This is a genomic window from Pseudomonas sp. BN515 (assembly GCF_029873155.1).
In the GTDB taxonomy this organism is placed as follows: Bacteria; Pseudomonadota; Gammaproteobacteria; order Pseudomonadales; family Pseudomonadaceae; genus Metapseudomonas.
Genome location: NZ_SSOH01000073.1, coordinates 115,636 through 129,739, shown reverse-complemented (window position 1 = coordinate 129,739; position 14,104 = coordinate 115,636). Strand labels below are relative to the sequence as shown.

The following is a 14,104-nucleotide window of genomic DNA, read 5'->3' as shown; positions in this document are numbered from 1 at the left end:
GTATGTGAGCGAGGCCGCCGCCGCGCTTTCGCGCGGCCGGGGCTTGAGTGCGGTGGGTGGCGAGGGTCACGGCTGCACCTCCGCGCCTTCGGTGGGGTGCCCTTCGGGCGAGCCGGGCAGGGGGGTGGGTTCGCTGGCCGCTTGGGCCATCGAGAAAATCACGGACCACTCGCGGCTTCCCTCGAAGGTCTGGCCGTCGCGGTCCCCGTTCGCATCGCTGTACAGCGTCAGGGAAACCGTGACGTCGTCGGCGCCAAGCTCGCGGAACCAGCCGGCGACGGCGGCAGAGTCGTTGAAGGCGGCATCCCAGATGTACAGCACAGCCTCGAACAGATCCGGCTGAATCCTGGTGATGATCGGGCACTCGCCGAGGCAGCCAGCGGTGGGGCAGTTACCGCCATTCATGCGATTGTTGATCGCGTTCAGCATGTTGCTGGGGATGGTCGCGGTTTGGATCGAAAGGACATCGGCCGCTTCCGGCGTGACCACCGTAAAGCGCCGGTCTGTCGCCTCTGCTGGCAGGTAGTCGGTGTGGCCGGTGACGAATAGCGGTGAGATCGGAGTGGTTCTGGCAGTGGCGCGGTCCAGGCGCTCGATCTCGGCCACGATCAGGGCGCCGGCTTTGACCAGCATCCGGCGTGGCTCGCTTGGTCTGAACCAGTGGGGCTCCCATGGCCAAACCGTCTCGAACAGCTCGAATGGCTTGCCTGTCGAGGCGATGGCATAGCCGGCCGCTGCCTCGGCGAGTTCGTGCGATACCTGGGCGTCGTCGTGATCCGGCGTCCAGCCTTCGTCCGTCCCTTGGCGGCGGCGCTCGATCAGTACGTCCTCAGCGGCTTGGCTGATGCCCACTCGGGCGGCCACCAGGAATGGATCGTTGCCCGGGTAGAGGGGGACGGCCGCGTAGTGGTCGAAGGTCCCGCCGCCCAGCGCAGACTCGCGGTTCAGATCCTCGGCTAGGGCTTCCATTTCCGCGAAGGAGCTGGAGACGCACAGATCGTCGATGTAGGGCGTTCCGTCCTGCCGCTGAATCCCGACGAGGAAGGGTGTGCTAGTGGTCAGGGGGCGGGCGCGGCTGTTCCACGCCTGAGCCAGTCGGGGATAGCAGCTATCCATCAGGCTGTAGGCCTGCATGGTGGACAGGCCGCACGTTTCCTTGGTGCATTCGATCCAGTTGGCGCCTTCGCCGTCGTTGTTGAAGGCGGCCGTGCTGCCGCAGCAGGGGCAGGGCTTGAGGTTGATTCCGGTCATGCTGCAGCCCTCGCTCGGTGGGTGGTTGCCAGCAGATCCAGCAGCCTGTTGTGGAAGTGGGTGGTCGACTCGGCCGCGTTCCAGGGCGTGATCCTGGCGGCGATGGGCTGGGTGCCGGCGAGGCATTCCCAGGCGTCACGGTGGGGTGGCATCAGGTCGCGGCGTTCGGTCGCCAGGGCGATCAGGTCGGCGTCGTGGACGCAGGCCGGCAGCTCGGGCTCGATGTGGAAGTGGGCGCAGATGGCGTGCCAGATCCGCAGCTCGATCTGGCGGAACTCCGGCAGCATCTTCTTCAGCGGGCTGGCCATGTCGCCCACGTAGGCCTCGGCCGCGTCGTGGAGCAGGGCCTGCAGCTGGTGCTCGGCCGGCACCAGGTCCGCGACAATGATGGAGTGCTGGGCAACGCTGTAGAAAGCGCCGGTGTGGCCGTTGAAACGGCAGAGCTGGCCGAGCGCGTAGGCGATGTCGGCGCCGTCGACCATCTTGGCCGAGGGTTCCTGCAGGTCGAAGCGCTTGCCGCTGCGGGTGAGTATCCAGGTCATGCTGCGGCCTCCTGCAGGGTGGCGGCGTGGTTCTGATCGATCTCCTCGTCTTGCTGCTTGGCCAGCTTGAGCACGTCGCGGATGTGGTTGTAGCCAGTCGGATCTGCAGCAAGCTGGAAGTTCATTTGCACGTACTCCTCGCCGTGGCCGTAGACGGAGGCCGCGCGGTCCAGCCACTCGATCAGCTCGGTGTCCGGGTGGACGTGGCCGCCGTCGATGGCGGCCTGCACCTTCGCGGCCAGGGCCGAGAGGGCATCACGATGCAGGGCGGCGTGATTGGCCTTGGTGCTGCCCGTGCGGGCGAACTGCTGGGCAGCCACACCGAGCTGGCGAGCGGCCTTGATCAGGGTCTGCTGGTCATCCCAGGTCAGGGCGAAGGTGCGGGCTGCTGCCAGCTCCTGCTGCAGCTGCTGCTCAAAGGCTTGGTGGTCGGAGGTCTCCTGCTCGACGTTGATCCGCAGGGCGCGGATCTCGCGCTCGCGGGCGTCGAGGCGCTGCAGGGCCTCTGCCAGTTCGCCGCGGCTGTCGGTGAGCATCGGCCGCCAGCACTTGGCGGAGGCCTCGCGGCCTTGCTTCTCGCCGGCAGAGCAGCCGGTGCGAAGCCCGGCGCAGTAGGCAAGCCCGATCAGCGCAGCAGCGGTCAGGCCGAGAGCGAACAGGACGTAAATCAGCTGTTGGGTGGTCAGTTCCATGGTGTGCTCCTTGTGGTGAGTCCACGCGCCTGGTGGTGGCAGGCGCGCAACGGGATCAGAAGTCGGGGTCGGCCAGACCGGCCATAACGGCCGCTTGGAAATCCTGGTGACCTTCGGCTTTCAGGGCGTCGTAGCGCTCATAGGTGTCCGACATGAACTGGTGGTCGACGCAGAGGCGGGTGCCGTTGTCCACGGCGCGCGTGACGCGGCACTCGCGGCAGAGGGTGATGGTGGTGTCGGCGCGGGCCAGGGCCTGATCGAAGGTCAGGACGCGGCGCACGAACGGATCGAAGGGTGGCTCTGCGTTGGTGAGCACCAGGTGATCGGTGGCGGGTGCTCGCATGCCCGGCTCCCAGCCGTCGAACACGTGCTTGAGGCCCATGGCGTCAGCGATGGCGCGGGCATGGGTAGTCTTGCCGCAGCCCTGGGGGCCGTGGACGAGCCAGCTTTTTTGGGTGGGGTGGGTGTTGCGGTCCATGGTGTGCTCCTTGGTGTGGTGTTCCGCTGGTGGTGGCAGCGGTGGGTGGATCAGTCTTCCTCGGCTTCCAGTTCCGGCACTTCCGAGCTATTGAGCAGGCGCACCAGGTCCTCGTCTGCGAGGGTGGCGCGGTGCTCGATGTAGGCGGCGAGCTGGTGGATCTCGATAAAGGGCAGCGCCTTGCTGCTGCCATCCACGGTGGTGACGGGGATGGGCAGTCGGCGCGTGCCTACCGTGAGGCGAAAGCGCTTTTCGTTGAGGTTGCGGAACATCTTGGCGCGCACGTCCTCCAGCGGGATCAGCACCGTCCCGAACATGCGGAAGAGCATGTCCACCGTCATGGGGCGGGGCTGGGCAAGGAGGTTGAGGCGCTGCTGGTTGTCGTGTTGATGGCTCATGCGCGACGCTCCCTCGGCAGCATGCGGAGCGGGTTGGAGCTACGCAGGCGTCGAGGGGGCCGCTTTTCGAGGGCCTTGCCGTGCTGCTCCATGTCGCGGCGCAGGGATGCGATCACGCGCTCAGCTGACCCGCCGTAGCCGGTCCAGCGTTGTCCCTCGTCGCCGAGGGTGCGTGCTTCGATGGTTGCGAACAGCTCCATGCCTTCCAGGTCTGGGCCGAGGCGCAAGTTGGTGCGGTAGGTGAAGCCGTCACCTAGTTCGGCGGCCAGGTGGCCGACAGCGGCGTGCAGCTTCATGTGCTCCAACTGGAGCGGGGAGGCGCCGTGCAGCTTGGCATCTGCAGCCGTGGCTGCGAGGGTCAGATGGCTCAAGATGCGCTCCGGGGTTCTCTTGGCCACGGGTAGCTGCAGCACCTGGAGCAGGGTTTCATCGATTAGTTTGCTGTCCATGGGGTTCTTTCCTACTTGGATGGTTCCAGGCGATCTCCACTTGCTTCTTCACTAGCTCGCGCCACTCCGGTGGTACCTTGTCGAACGCCGCACGGCGTTCGGACAGGGTGGGCAGGCTCACGATGTGAGCCGCGTAGTGGCGCGGCCAGGGGCCGGAATCACGCGACATCGCGCGGGTCCGGCTGGGGCTCCGGCATGGCAATGCCGAGCTTTTCGCGCAGCCAGACCACGCCGGCCTCCGTCACTCGGGTGGAGTAGGTGTATTGGGTGCCGCAGGTCGGGTGCTGCCAGCTGCCTTCCTTCTTGCGCAGGTAGGCCTTGTCACGCAGCGGGTGCTTGGGAAGTCGGCTAGCGTCAAGCAGGTCCAACTCGCGCATCCGGCGCATCAGTGCGGGCCGGGTGAGGCCGAGCAGCTTGGCGGTCTGTTCAAGAGTCCGTTCCATGGCTCACCTCACGCGGCTTTACGTTGTGGCAGGCCAATGGCGGCGAGGTGTTCAACGGATAGCATCACCCGCTTGAACCGCTCGTTGTGCTTGCCCAGGACGGTGAAGCAGGTAGTGCGCGGGCGCTCCTTGCCGATGGTGAGGATTACGGTCAGCCCCTCGCGGTTGAAGGTGCGGTGGGTGGCAACGCGGATGGGATGCTGCAGGCCCACGTCGAGATCCAGGGAACCGCCACGCCGGACGATGTGATGCAGCTGCTCGACCTGCTCGGTACTGATCAGCGGCTCGGGCTCGTCGACCTGGCTCATGATGCGAGGCGGCGCCGGCTCGGCGCTGTCCACAGTTCCGTTGGCGATGGCGTCGATGAAGTCAGCCAGGGTGTGGTGCTTGGTGCGGTCGGCCGCTTCGAGGGCAAGGGTGTGGCGCTCACCGCCCACAAGGATGGTGGTGGAGACGGTGGCGCCGCCTTGCTCCACCTGCAGCTTGAAGGGCAGCACCTGGTCGCTGTAGGCCGACCGGGCGTTGTGGTTGAAGGTGCCGGTGAGGTTGAGCTGGGCGGCGAGGCGCACCAGGTCCTGATCGCTGAGGGAGAAGCGGCTCATGCGGCGGCCTCCTGTGCGATGGCGGGTTGTTCCTTCCAGGTGTAGAGCGGTTGGTTGTGTTGCAGCTCCCGCCGCCGGAATTTTCTGGCATTGGATGCCAGATCCCACAGGAGGTCGTACTCGGAGGCAGAGAGCTGCTTGAGGAACAGGCCGGCCGAGACCATTCCGTGGGCAAAGGCGGTTGGGGATTCCAAGTCGGACTTGAGCTTGGTTTCGCGGTCGGCGCGGATGGCTGTCAGCGTGCGCTGGATGTAGAAGGCCCGATCACTAGCCGTTTGGGCTCGGCGCTGCTTGGCGGTGAGCTTATTCATGCTGCGTCACCTCCCCAGGGGTTGGTAGGGGTGACGGGCGCGGAGCGCTTTTGCAGCTTGGGTTTGCCGCCGTTGATGACAACAAGCAGGCCGGTATCAGACTGCAGGCGCTCGATCAGTTGACGGTTGGAGGCGCACGCCGGATGGACGTGCAATGTGGCGGTAGTGTGCATGGCTTTGCCTCGGCTCTGTGGTGGAGAGACGAGGCAAAGCTACAAACAGTCCTGTTAGGCTGTCAACAGTTTTGTTTGTAGAATCGACAGGCAGTGCTTGTTAGAGCTTTTGTACCTTCCACATGGCTTTGCCACAGATGTGCCATTCCTCGGTCATTCGGATGTACCGGGGGCTCCAGTCCGGGTTGGTCGCTTCGAGGAACCACTCACCGTCCTCACACTGCAGGCGCTTGAAGGTCACGCTGTTCGAGCTGGCGACCTTGGCGGCAACGTAGTCTCCTGGCCTGGCGTCTGCATCGGGGTCAATCACCACTCGATCACCTGGTGCGAAGCTCACAGAGCCCCCAGTATTGAGCATGCTGATGCCTTCGATCTGGAGCACGAATGCTCGGGGCCCTACGGGGCCGGGGGATTCAATCCATTCCTCTGCGTCACCAGGTTGAAACAAATCAATAGCTTCACACCATGCGCCTGCTGCAATCGAGCCTACCACTGGCAACTTCCTTCCTGTTTCCCCAACTACTGTGGCTGTCTCGCCATAGGGGATGATCGACTCCTGCACCAAGCGGGGCGCAGGGCTTGCTGGGTCTACCGCCTGGGGCGGTATGCCTAACACGCGAGCTATCTGCGCTAAATACCTGGAGTGCTTGGTTTTGCCTGATTCGATTGCGGCATATGACTGCTGCTTGAAAACCTCCCCGCCCAGCAGCTCGCTAACGCCCCGAGCTACATCGCTCTGGGACATCTTCAGTTCTTGCCGGCGGCGTTTGAACAGGTCTGCTATGGCCTGTTGTCTTTCAGTAGGAGTGCTCATAGACGGCACCCTACAAATTTCTTTGTAGCCTCTCAAACAGAAGTCTCTGTTGCCAGATAACAGTTTTGTTTGTAGATTGGGTGCCAGCTCCATCTGAGGATTACCTCCATGTTTACGCGAGACGAGATGAAAGAAGCCTTTGAGCGGGCCGTTGTGGCAGCGGGTGGCCAATCGGAGCTGTCACGAAAACTGACGGCTGCCGGTTCGTCGATTTCTCAGCAGCTGCTTTGGCATCACCTTCGGGTCAAAGGCCTTTGCCCTGCTGAGTTGGTCCTGAAGGTTGAAGAGATCAGTGGCGTTAGTCGCTACGAGTTGCGCCCCGACGTTTTTGGCTCCGGCGCGGTTGGTGTGGCTGCCTGAATCAAAGCAGCCATGCTGCGTCGCAGCTGACTGCCCCCGTCACCACCGGGGGTGGGGTTGCGAGACAGGTCGAAGGGAGCACACCACGTACACCGCCACGACCTGTCCCGCTTCCCCGAACCAGAGCACGGAAGCTCTGGGTTGCCAGCCTCTCCACCACAGAGCAGCTGGCTTGTTCGGCGGGGCGTTCGCGGAGCGAGCGCCTCGCCTACTGGGGAGCAGATGGCCTTTCCACCACAGAGCCGCCATCTGCACATGACCACCTGTAAGTGACCATGCCGCAACTGTAGCAATCAGTAGCGGTGCGGTCACTGGCAGACTTAGGGAGCAACTGCCATGACCCGAGCCCGGATTGGATATGCCGAGCGCGCCAAACGAACGATTCTTACCCTGCCACAGGCCCTGCATCACGCGGCCCGCGACTATCCCGGTGGCGCTACTGCCATCGCGGCCATTGATGGGGATATCAACCCCACGACCTTCAATCACAAGCTGAGCCTCACCAACACCACACACACGCCGAACATCCGCGACCTGGAGCTGATCCTCGACGCCACTCGTGACGGCCGCATCATCGAATCGATCCTGCGTCCCATTGGTTGGGTGGGCATCGACGTGTCCGATCTGCGCGAGACCGACACTCCCAAAGCCCTGCTGGCTGGCATCAGCGACATGCTCAGCCGCGAGGGCGACCTGACCAAGCACCTCTCTGAAAGCCTGGATGACGACGACCTCAACGACGACGAGCTGGCCGAGTTCGAGGCGCTGACCGAGCGCCTGGTTCAGGCCGTGTTCAAGCTGGGCGCCGCCGTGCGTAAGAAGCATGCGGAGGACCAGTCCCATGGCTGATGACGTGGACAAGGCGAACGACGCCATGTTGCTCCAGCTGGAGCAGCAGATCGCGGCGCGCCTGCCTGCCCAAGGTGGGGCAGTCGCAGAGGATTGCGAGGATTGCGGGGAAGAGATCCCCGAGGGGCGTCGCCTGGCTCTGGCCGGGCGAGGCTGCACTCGCTGCATCGAGTGTCAGGGCCGGCATGACCGGACAAGGACGGTGATCTATGGCTGATCGTCACGAACTGCTCGACGACGTGCTGGCCCAGCTGCAGGCCGGCGGTTTGGACCCTGACCTGCCGTTGATCATCGGCGAGCGTGTGCGCTGCCGTGCCGAGGGCGACAAGGGCAAAACGAAAACCGGCTTCTACGTGGTCTATGAGCATGTGAATGAGGGCCGCACCTTCTACGCCGGGGCGTTTGGCTCATGGCGCGAAGGTGAGAAGGGTTCATTCCAGAAGCTCAAGCCTGTAGGCGGGCGGATGACCGAGGAGGATCGCAAGGTCATCAAGGCCCGCGTGGAAGCGACCAAACAGAAGGAAGAGGCGAAGCGCGCCGGCCGAGCGGCCCGTGCGCGGCGCCGTGCTGCACGGATGTGGGAGACGCTGCCCGAACGTGGGCGCTGTGCGTATCTGGATCGCAAGGCGGTGCCGGCCGTTGGGCTGAAGTTCGGGCGCAAGCCCGACACTGCCCTGGTGCCGATGATCAACGTACATGATCAGGTGGTCGGCCTGCAGGTGCTGTTCGGCCAGCCGGACGAGGACGGGCTGAGCAAGCGCTTTTGGCCGCCGGGCCTTGATCCGGTCGGGGCCTTCCACCTGCTCGGCCCGCACCCGGAGCCGGGTGAGGCGGTGCTGATCTGCGAGGGCTATGCCACGGCGGCCAGCGTTCATTTGGCGACCGGGCTCTGCACCTGCGCAGCCTTCACTGCGGGCAATTTGATGCCGGTAGCCGAGGCATTGCGCGAGCGCTTTCCCGGCCGGCAGTTCCTGTTCTGCGCCGATGATGACTGGAAGACGACGAACCACAAGGATGAGCCCTGGAACCCTGGCGTGGAAAAGGCCGAGCACGCGGCAGCTGTGGTTGGCGGCCGGGTGGTGTTCCCAGTGTTCAGCGGGGAGCGCGATGACAAGTGGACCGACTTCAACGACCTGCACCTGGCCGAGGGCATGGATGCGGTGCGCCGCCAGGTGATGGCGGTTGTGCGGCCGAGTGCCGACGCGGACTGGCTGGCGGGGTTGCACCGGACGAAACAGGGGGCTCTGCTGCCCCACCCGGCGAACATCTCGCTGATTCTGGAGAACGACGACCGCTGGAAAGGCGTGATCGGTGAGGATGTCTTCGCCGGCCGAACCGTGAAGCGCAGGGCCACGCCTTATGGCGGGCGTGCCGGCGAGTGGTCTGACCTCGATGACACGCGCACGGCGATCTGGTTGGCGGAGCAGTACGGGCTGCTGGTGAAGTCGATGGCGGTACTGGAGGCGGTGGCTGTGGTTGCGCACCAGAACCAGTTCCACCCGGTTCGGGACTATCTGCAGGGGCTGAAGTGGGACGGGAAGCCACGGCTCAGCACGTGGGTGCGCGATTACCTGGGCGGCGTGCCGCTGGCGGGGAATGATGAGTACCCCGGCGCGGTGGGTATGCGCTATCTGATCTCGGCGGTTGCGCGGGTGATGGTGCCGGGCGCGAAGGCGGACTGCGTGATCATCCTCGAAGGTGAGCAGGGGTTGAACAAGTCGTCTGCGCTCGGGGTGCTGGGCGGTGAGTGGTACATGGACACGCCCATCGACCTGGGCAACAAGGATGCCTACCAGCAGATCCAGGGCATGTGGATCGTCGAGCTGGCCGAGCTGGATGCGCTGAACAAGGTGGAGAGCACCAAGGCCAAATCGTTCTTTGGCGCTTCCGTCGACACGTTCAGGCCCAGCTACGGGCGGCGCAATATCCGGTTGCCGCGTCAATGCGTGTTCGCCGGCACAACGAACCAGGACGAGTATCTGCGCGATCCGACTGGCAACCGGCGCTACTGGCCGGTGCTGTGCATGAAGGTGGATCTGGCGGGGCTACGGTCGGTGCGTGATCAGCTGCTGGCCGAGGCGCTGCAGCTGTACCTCGCTGGTGAGCCCTGGTGGCCGCAGGATGATGAGAAGGTGATGTTCGAGGCCGAGCAGGACGTGCGCTTCCAGGGTGACTTCTGGGAGCCCCGCATCGTGAGCTACCTGCAGACGAACCCTTGCGAGAGTGTGAGCGGTGACGTTCTGCTGGAGAAGGCGCTGAACATCGAGCCCGGCCATTGGGGGCGGCCTGAGCAGACCCGGCTTGGTCAGATCATGCACCGGCTCAAGTGGCGCAGGCGCCGCCTGGCGCCAGCCGGTCGTGGGGGTGTCCGGCCTTATGCCTACATGCGGCCAGAGAGCTGGAAGAGTCCAGGCCAGATGGCATTGGCGGATCGGGAGCCGGCCCTATGATCGACTATATCGACGAGGCGCTACGTCTATGGGCGGCTGAGCTGCATGGGCCGGAACCTGGTGGTGATTTCGGTGGCGGAGGCGGCAGCATGATTGCTACCCTGATCGCCAACAAGGGAGAGCTGATCCGCTGTACGCGGGGCTCACGGGTGTTGTTGGACCGAGCAGCGGAGATCGAGCTGATCGTCAACAAGCATCTACCGTTCAAGGAACACCAGGTTGTGATCGAGCATTACACCAACTACGACAGTCTCGAGTGCCAGAAGTGGGAGGCATGTGGCTGTAGTAGGCCCCAGTACTACCGAAGGCTTCACGACGCGCACGTGTCGATAGAGGACCAACTGATCAGGAGGCGCGCCGCATGAGGCGCGCTTTTCGTTTGTACCCCACCTGCCATACGTTGATTCGTATGTGGGGCAGCGCGAAAGGCGCGGTGTTGCTGGTTGCGTCCAACCTCCCCACCTTCCCCAAGGGCACGTATGTGCAGACGTGGCGCGTGTCTACACGCGCAAGCGTGTGCACGCTCCCACAAGATAACTATTCCTCCTTTTAGGTGGGGAGGTGGGGAACAGTCAGCAAGGATGCGGGGTGTAGCGGTGTCCAACCTGTTAGAACGGTGGGGTATGTGGGGAATGCGCCTGCGGCGCCAATAGCCAGCAGTAACTTATTAGGTACGCATTCGGTACGCATTGCGGGCACATTAGGTACACATTGCGCCTATGGCAGTACCGCCCCCTAGCTGCCATGAGAATCAGGGGGTATAAAGTCGCTAACTTCGTAGAGGTGCGCGAGCAGCAAGCCTCCCCCAAAACCCCGGCCGCCGCGCCGGGGTTTTTGTTTCCGTCTCCCTGGTGCTGCAGGGCCCCCAGCCCTGGTCAGCAGCACCCGCCGCCGCAAGGCGGCACCTATCACGCTGGTCGGCTGATAGCCGGCCCTTCGCCCGCAAGGCAGCGGGCTTTTTCTTCGAGGTGATGCGATGAGCGATCAGAACCAGGTGGTGGCTGAGGTACCGCTGTGGATGGTGGTACTGGCCCTGGTGCTGGCGGGACTCAGCGGCGAGATGTGGCGGGCCGACAAGGCTGGCCTCACCGGCTGGGATCTGCTCAAGCGCATTGCGCTGCGTGCTGGTGCCTCGGCCTTTTTCGGCCTGGGCACCTTCGGCCTGGTGCTAATCGGCCTCAAGGTGCACATCGTGGTCGCGGTGGCCGTTGGCTGCATCGTGGCCACCATGGGCGCTGACGTGGCGTCGGCCCTCTACGAGCGGTGGGTGGCCAAGCGGATGGACGTGTGCGATGTGCCGCCGCCAGGTGGAGCCGATGAGCACTAAGCCTCTCAGCTCGGCGGCCAAGGGTTACGGCTACCGCTGGAAGCTGGCCCGCGCCGATCATCTGCGCCGCCATCCACTCTGCATGTTCTGCCTTGGTCGCGGCCTCTCGGTCGCGGCCTCGCTGGTCGACCACACCGAGCCTCACCGTCTGGGTGACGCCAAGTTGAGCGGTGACCCTGAGCGGATCGCCAAGGCGTGGAAGTTGTTCTGGGATCGGGCCAACTGGCAGTCGCTGTGCAAGCCCTGCCACGACTCGACCAAGCAGCGGATGGAGAAGTCGGGCCAGGTCGGCTGCTCTGCCGATGGCCGACCGCTCGACCCGCGCCACCACTGGAACCGCCCGGTTTCGACCGGGGAGGGGGGGTGAAAAACCTCCAGTCTCCCGAGTGTCGAACGACGGGGGGATCTCGGTTTCCAGCGCCGGGAAAAATGGAGGGGGTGGGGGTTTCAACATGGCCCTCTGACCATGGAGGTTTTATGGCTGGGAATCACAACTCTGGCCGCCCGGCGTTGCCCGCTACGGTTCACATGCTGCGTGGCGACCCCAGCAAGAAGGGTATGACTGCGCTACAGGCAGCTGCGCAGGAGCAGGCTATCCCGGTACAGGCTCCGCCGAAGCCGGACTTCCTGACGCCCGAGGCGGCCATGGAGTGGGACCGCGTAGTCGAGGCACTGCTGGCCCTTGGGTGGATCAGCTGCCTCGACATGATGGCGCTGGCCACCTACTGCGAGGCCGTTGCCGACTGGCTGCGCTTCCGCCGCAAGATCTCCGAACTGAACGCAACGATGGAGAGCAGCGGCGATGTGCAGACCTTCCAGAGCGGAGCCAAGCAGCTCAGCGTTTGGCGGCAGCTGGCCAACGATGCCGAGCAGCGCGCGAACAAAGCTGGCGCGCTGTTCGGGTTCTCCCCGGTTGCCCGCCGAGCCATGAAGGCGCTGGCACCACAAGGCGAGCTGTTCCCAAATGCACCAAGAGACGCTGCAGACAAATACTTCAGCTGAGTGCCGCGTGGCCGGCTTCGCCCGCGCGGTGCTGGCCGGCGAGATCGTCGCAGGGCCGGACGTGCGCAATGCTGCGCGGCGCCACCTACGGGACCTGGACGAAGGGCCGCTGCGCGGTCTGGTATGGAATCAGGAGGCGGCCGACCGGGCCATCGGGTTCTTCGAGGACGTGCTGTGCCTCAACGGCGGCGAGTATGAGGGCATGCCCTTCCTGCTCGCGCCCTGGCAGGCCTTTGTCGTCGGCAGCCTGTTCGGCTGGTACAAGGACACCGGCCACCGTCGCTTCCGTATCGCCTACATCGAGACGGGCAAGGGCTCTGGCAAGTCGCCCCTGGTGGCAGGCATCGGCCTGTACGGCCTGGTGTCCGATGGTGAGCAGCGCGCCGAGGTCTACGCGGCGGCGACCAAGAAGGACCAGGCGCAGATCCTGTTCCGCGACGCGGTGAGCATGGTCAACATGTCGCCGAAACTGTCCGCCCGCCTGGTGCAATCGGGCCGGGACGAAAAGGTCTGGAACCTGTTCTACCCGAGCACCAACAGCTTTTTCCGCTGCATTGGTTCGGACGAGAACAGCCAGTCGGGGCCGCGCCCGCACATCAGCCTGCTGGACGAAGTGCATGAGCACCGAACGGCGGCCATGGTGAACATGATGCGCGCCGGCACCAAGAACCGCCGCCGCGCCATGGTGGTGATGATCACCAACTCTGGCTCGGACAAGAACAGCGTTGCCGGCCAGTACCATGACCTCGGCAAGCGCGTGTGTGCCGGTGCGGAGGACAGCGACTCCTTCTTCGCCTTCATCTGCTCCCTGGACGAGGGCGATGATCCCTTCCAGGACGAGTCGTGCTGGCCGAAGGTTAACCCCTCGCTGGACCACATCCCTGAGGGCCAGTCGGACGGGATTCCGGGCCGCATCTACCTGCGGGAGCAGGTGCAGGAAGCGCGCGGTCTCCCCGCCAAGGAATCGGTGGTCCGTCGGCTGAACTTCTGCCAGTGGACCCAAGCGGACTCGCCTTGGATCAGCTGGGAGGTGTGGAGCGAGGCCGAAGAGAAGGTGCCCATGCGGGTGCTGCGCAATCGGCCCTGTGTGGGGGCGCTGGACCTGTCCAGCACCACCGACCTCACGGCGTTCTCGCTGCTGTTCTACCCGACGGACACCGACCCGCACTGGCGCCTGCTGCCGTACTTCTGGATCCCGGACCACGAGCTGGAGGAGCGGGAGAAGCGCGACAAGGTGCCGTACAGCGTGTGGATCAAGGACAAGCACCTGGAGACCACGCCGGGGCGAGCCATCAGCAAGCTGCATGTGCTGCGTCGGCTGCAGACGATCTGTGCCTACTTCGAGGTGCTGAAGATCGCCTATGACCGCTGGCGGATTGAGGACCTGAAGGCGCTGATGATCGAGCACGACATCGAGCTGCCCGAGCTGGTGTCGTTCGGCCAGGGCTTCAAGGATATGGGGCCGGCTGTCGATGAGTTCGAGCGCCGCCTGCTGGGCCTGCCGCCCAAGCGCGAAGGCGACGTGATCGACCTGGACCCTGATGACTATGAGCTGGTGTCCGATGAGGTGGAGGTGGAAACCCTGCGGCACGACGGCAACCCAGTCCTGACCTGGAACGCCGGTAACGCGGTCACCGTGTCCGACCCGGCGGGTAACCGTAAGGTCGACAAGGCCAAGGCTATCGGCCGTATCGACGGCATCGTGGCTTCCATCATGGCTACTGGGGTCAGCGGCACCGCCGCGCCTGGTAGCGGCAAATCAATCTATGACGAAGGGGTGGGCATATGAAGCTGCTCATTGCGGGCTGGCTGGCCGGCCTGCTGGGCTTCGGCCTGCTGGTGGCTGGGGTGGCCCAGCTCAATGTGCCCGCCGCGTTCATCGTGGCGGGGGTGGGTCTGATGGCCTGGTCGCGCTTGGCCGACAAGGCCGCTGCGGCAACCATGAACGGCAAGGGGGGCTGAG

The 14,104-nt window shown here is 64.4% G+C and carries 21 protein-coding genes; 10 read left to right on the top strand and 11 right to left on the bottom strand.

Features of this window, described 5'->3' with window-relative positions:
- Positions 1 to 66: 66 nt before the first annotated feature.
- The 11 genes from E8E91_RS19720 to E8E91_RS19670 all read right to left on the bottom strand — a co-directional run bounded on the left by E8E91_RS19720 (position 67) and on the right by E8E91_RS19670 (position 6,153).
- Positions 67 to 1,251 carry a Lar family restriction alleviation protein gene (locus E8E91_RS19720; protein ID WP_280378065.1) on the bottom strand — a complete coding sequence of 395 codons (1,185 nt, stop codon included), beginning with the start codon at positions 1,249 to 1,251 and terminating at the stop codon, positions 67 to 69.
- Positions 1,248 to 1,793, bottom strand: coding sequence for a phosphohydrolase (locus E8E91_RS19715; RefSeq protein ID WP_280378063.1), 546 nt, complete (start codon positions 1,791 to 1,793; stop codon positions 1,248 to 1,250). Before E8E91_RS19715 ends, E8E91_RS19720 begins: the two co-directional genes overlap by 4 nt.
- Positions 1,790 to 2,485: a hypothetical protein gene (locus tag E8E91_RS19710; RefSeq protein ID WP_280378060.1), complete on the bottom strand. Its 696-nt coding sequence runs from the start codon at positions 2,483 to 2,485 to the stop codon at positions 1,790 to 1,792. Before E8E91_RS19710 ends, E8E91_RS19715 begins: the two co-directional genes overlap by 4 nt.
- Positions 2,486 to 2,540: 55 nt before the next feature.
- The gene (locus tag E8E91_RS19705) at positions 2,541 to 2,963 is read right to left on the bottom strand and encodes an AAA family ATPase (protein ID WP_280378058.1); all 423 of its coding nucleotides are present in this window, start codon (positions 2,961 to 2,963) and stop codon (positions 2,541 to 2,543) included.
- Positions 2,964 to 3,013: 50 nt separating this feature from the next.
- Positions 3,014 to 3,361, bottom strand: a complete 348-nt coding sequence (locus tag E8E91_RS19700; RefSeq protein ID WP_280378054.1) for a pyocin activator PrtN family protein — start codon at positions 3,359 to 3,361, stop codon at positions 3,014 to 3,016.
- Positions 3,358 to 3,810, bottom strand: a complete 453-nt coding sequence (locus tag E8E91_RS19695; RefSeq protein ID WP_280378052.1) for a hypothetical protein — start codon at positions 3,808 to 3,810, stop codon at positions 3,358 to 3,360. Before E8E91_RS19695 ends, E8E91_RS19700 begins: the two co-directional genes overlap by 4 nt.
- A gap of 158 nt (positions 3,811 to 3,968) precedes the next feature.
- Positions 3,969 to 4,253 carry a phage antirepressor KilAC domain-containing protein gene (locus E8E91_RS19690; RefSeq protein WP_280378049.1) on the bottom strand — a complete coding sequence of 95 codons (285 nt, stop codon included), beginning with the start codon at positions 4,251 to 4,253 and terminating at the stop codon, positions 3,969 to 3,971.
- Positions 4,254 to 4,261: 8 nt separating this feature from the next.
- The gene (locus E8E91_RS19685; RefSeq protein WP_280378047.1) at positions 4,262 to 4,855 is read right to left on the bottom strand and encodes a hypothetical protein; all 594 of its coding nucleotides are present in this window, start codon (positions 4,853 to 4,855) and stop codon (positions 4,262 to 4,264) included.
- A complete protein-coding gene (locus E8E91_RS19680; protein ID WP_280378045.1) occupies positions 4,852 to 5,166 on the bottom strand; it encodes a hypothetical protein in 315 nt (104 codons plus the stop codon). The genes E8E91_RS19685 and E8E91_RS19680 overlap by 4 nt, the downstream gene beginning before the upstream one ends.
- Positions 5,163 to 5,339 carry a hypothetical protein gene (locus tag E8E91_RS19675; RefSeq protein WP_280378041.1) on the bottom strand — a complete coding sequence of 59 codons (177 nt, stop codon included), beginning with the start codon at positions 5,337 to 5,339 and terminating at the stop codon, positions 5,163 to 5,165. The genes E8E91_RS19680 and E8E91_RS19675 overlap by 4 nt, the downstream gene beginning before the upstream one ends.
- Positions 5,340 to 5,439: 100 nt before the next feature.
- A complete protein-coding gene (locus E8E91_RS19670; protein WP_280378038.1) occupies positions 5,440 to 6,153 on the bottom strand; it encodes a LexA family transcriptional regulator in 714 nt (237 codons plus the stop codon).
- Positions 6,154 to 6,261: 108 nt separating this feature from the next.
- Between E8E91_RS19670 and E8E91_RS19665 the strand changes: the two genes are divergently transcribed.
- The 10 genes from E8E91_RS19665 (at position 6,262) to E8E91_RS19620 (ending at position 14,103) form a co-directional block, all read left to right on the top strand.
- The gene (locus tag E8E91_RS19665; protein ID WP_280378035.1) at positions 6,262 to 6,513 is read left to right on the top strand and encodes a YdaS family helix-turn-helix protein; all 252 of its coding nucleotides are present in this window, start codon (positions 6,262 to 6,264) and stop codon (positions 6,511 to 6,513) included.
- A 336-nt stretch (positions 6,514 to 6,849) separates the two neighbouring features.
- The gene (locus E8E91_RS19660; protein WP_280378032.1) at positions 6,850 to 7,362 is read left to right on the top strand and encodes a phage regulatory CII family protein; all 513 of its coding nucleotides are present in this window, start codon (positions 6,850 to 6,852) and stop codon (positions 7,360 to 7,362) included.
- The gene (locus E8E91_RS19655) at positions 7,355 to 7,579 is read left to right on the top strand and encodes a TraR/DksA C4-type zinc finger protein (protein WP_280378029.1); all 225 of its coding nucleotides are present in this window, start codon (positions 7,355 to 7,357) and stop codon (positions 7,577 to 7,579) included. Before E8E91_RS19660 ends, E8E91_RS19655 begins: the two co-directional genes overlap by 8 nt.
- On the top strand, positions 7,572 to 9,812 hold the full coding sequence (locus tag E8E91_RS19650) for a VapE domain-containing protein (RefSeq protein ID WP_280378026.1): 2,241 nt from the start codon (positions 7,572 to 7,574) through the stop codon (positions 9,810 to 9,812). Before E8E91_RS19655 ends, E8E91_RS19650 begins: the two co-directional genes overlap by 8 nt.
- Positions 9,809 to 10,177 (top strand): hypothetical protein, encoded by a 369-nt coding sequence (locus tag E8E91_RS19645; RefSeq protein ID WP_280378024.1) that lies wholly within the window; start codon positions 9,809 to 9,811, stop codon positions 10,175 to 10,177. Before E8E91_RS19650 ends, E8E91_RS19645 begins: the two co-directional genes overlap by 4 nt.
- Before the next feature lie 611 nt (positions 10,178 to 10,788).
- Positions 10,789 to 11,139 carry a phage holin family protein gene (locus tag E8E91_RS19640; RefSeq protein ID WP_280378021.1) on the top strand — a complete coding sequence of 117 codons (351 nt, stop codon included), beginning with the start codon at positions 10,789 to 10,791 and terminating at the stop codon, positions 11,137 to 11,139.
- Positions 11,129 to 11,506 (top strand): HNH endonuclease, encoded by a 378-nt coding sequence (locus E8E91_RS19635; RefSeq protein ID WP_280378019.1) that lies wholly within the window; start codon positions 11,129 to 11,131, stop codon positions 11,504 to 11,506. The genes E8E91_RS19640 and E8E91_RS19635 overlap by 11 nt, the downstream gene beginning before the upstream one ends.
- 110 nt (positions 11,507 to 11,616) lie before the next feature.
- Entirely contained in the window at positions 11,617 to 12,141 is a 525-nt protein-coding gene (locus tag E8E91_RS19630; protein ID WP_280378017.1) for a P27 family phage terminase small subunit, read from the top strand.
- Between the two features lie 7 nt (positions 12,142 to 12,148).
- The gene (locus E8E91_RS19625; protein ID WP_280378015.1) at positions 12,149 to 13,930 is read left to right on the top strand and encodes a terminase TerL endonuclease subunit; all 1,782 of its coding nucleotides are present in this window, start codon (positions 12,149 to 12,151) and stop codon (positions 13,928 to 13,930) included.
- Positions 13,927 to 14,103: a hypothetical protein gene (locus E8E91_RS19620; protein ID WP_280378012.1), complete on the top strand. Its 177-nt coding sequence runs from the start codon at positions 13,927 to 13,929 to the stop codon at positions 14,101 to 14,103. Before E8E91_RS19625 ends, E8E91_RS19620 begins: the two co-directional genes overlap by 4 nt.
- Position 14,104: the final 1 nt, after the last annotated feature.

What these genes read in the sequence shown, in the direction of transcription:
- E8E91_RS19660 (WP_280378032.1), top strand. Translation starts at nt 6,850, where the DNA reads ATGACCCGAGCCCGGATTGGATATGCCGAGCGCGCCAAACGAACGATT.
- E8E91_RS19700 (WP_280378054.1), bottom strand. Translation starts at nt 3,361, where the DNA reads ATGAGCCATCAACACGACAACCAGCAGCGCCTCAACCTCCTTGCCCAG.
- E8E91_RS19635 (WP_280378019.1), top strand. Translation starts at nt 11,129, where the DNA reads ATGAGCACTAAGCCTCTCAGCTCGGCGGCCAAGGGTTACGGCTACCGC.
- E8E91_RS19675 (WP_280378041.1), bottom strand. Translation starts at nt 5,339, where the DNA reads ATGCACACTACCGCCACATTGCACGTCCATCCGGCGTGCGCCTCCAAC.
- E8E91_RS19695 (WP_280378052.1), bottom strand. Translation starts at nt 3,810, where the DNA reads ATGGACAGCAAACTAATCGATGAAACCCTGCTCCAGGTGCTGCAGCTA.
- E8E91_RS19715 (WP_280378063.1), bottom strand. Translation starts at nt 1,793, where the DNA reads ATGACCTGGATACTCACCCGCAGCGGCAAGCGCTTCGACCTGCAGGAA.
- E8E91_RS19720 (WP_280378065.1), bottom strand. Translation starts at nt 1,251, where the DNA reads ATGACCGGAATCAACCTCAAGCCCTGCCCCTGCTGCGGCAGCACGGCC.
- E8E91_RS19685 (WP_280378047.1), bottom strand. Translation starts at nt 4,855, where the DNA reads ATGAGCCGCTTCTCCCTCAGCGATCAGGACCTGGTGCGCCTCGCCGCC.
- E8E91_RS19645 (WP_280378024.1), top strand. Translation starts at nt 9,809, where the DNA reads ATGATCGACTATATCGACGAGGCGCTACGTCTATGGGCGGCTGAGCTG.
- E8E91_RS19690 (WP_280378049.1), bottom strand. Translation starts at nt 4,253, where the DNA reads ATGGAACGGACTCTTGAACAGACCGCCAAGCTGCTCGGCCTCACCCGG.
- E8E91_RS19710 (WP_280378060.1), bottom strand. Translation starts at nt 2,485, where the DNA reads ATGGAACTGACCACCCAACAGCTGATTTACGTCCTGTTCGCTCTCGGC.
- E8E91_RS19655 (WP_280378029.1), top strand. Translation starts at nt 7,355, where the DNA reads ATGGCTGATGACGTGGACAAGGCGAACGACGCCATGTTGCTCCAGCTG.
- E8E91_RS19665 (WP_280378035.1), top strand. Translation starts at nt 6,262, where the DNA reads ATGTTTACGCGAGACGAGATGAAAGAAGCCTTTGAGCGGGCCGTTGTG.
- E8E91_RS19705 (WP_280378058.1), bottom strand. Translation starts at nt 2,963, where the DNA reads ATGGACCGCAACACCCACCCCACCCAAAAAAGCTGGCTCGTCCACGGC.
- E8E91_RS19670 (WP_280378038.1), bottom strand. Translation starts at nt 6,153, where the DNA reads ATGAGCACTCCTACTGAAAGACAACAGGCCATAGCAGACCTGTTCAAA.
- E8E91_RS19680 (WP_280378045.1), bottom strand. Translation starts at nt 5,166, where the DNA reads ATGAATAAGCTCACCGCCAAGCAGCGCCGAGCCCAAACGGCTAGTGAT.
- E8E91_RS19640 (WP_280378021.1), top strand. Translation starts at nt 10,789, where the DNA reads ATGAGCGATCAGAACCAGGTGGTGGCTGAGGTACCGCTGTGGATGGTG.
- E8E91_RS19630 (WP_280378017.1), top strand. Translation starts at nt 11,617, where the DNA reads ATGGCTGGGAATCACAACTCTGGCCGCCCGGCGTTGCCCGCTACGGTT.
- E8E91_RS19650 (WP_280378026.1), top strand. Translation starts at nt 7,572, where the DNA reads ATGGCTGATCGTCACGAACTGCTCGACGACGTGCTGGCCCAGCTGCAG.
- E8E91_RS19620 (WP_280378012.1), top strand. Translation starts at nt 13,927, where the DNA reads ATGAAGCTGCTCATTGCGGGCTGGCTGGCCGGCCTGCTGGGCTTCGGC.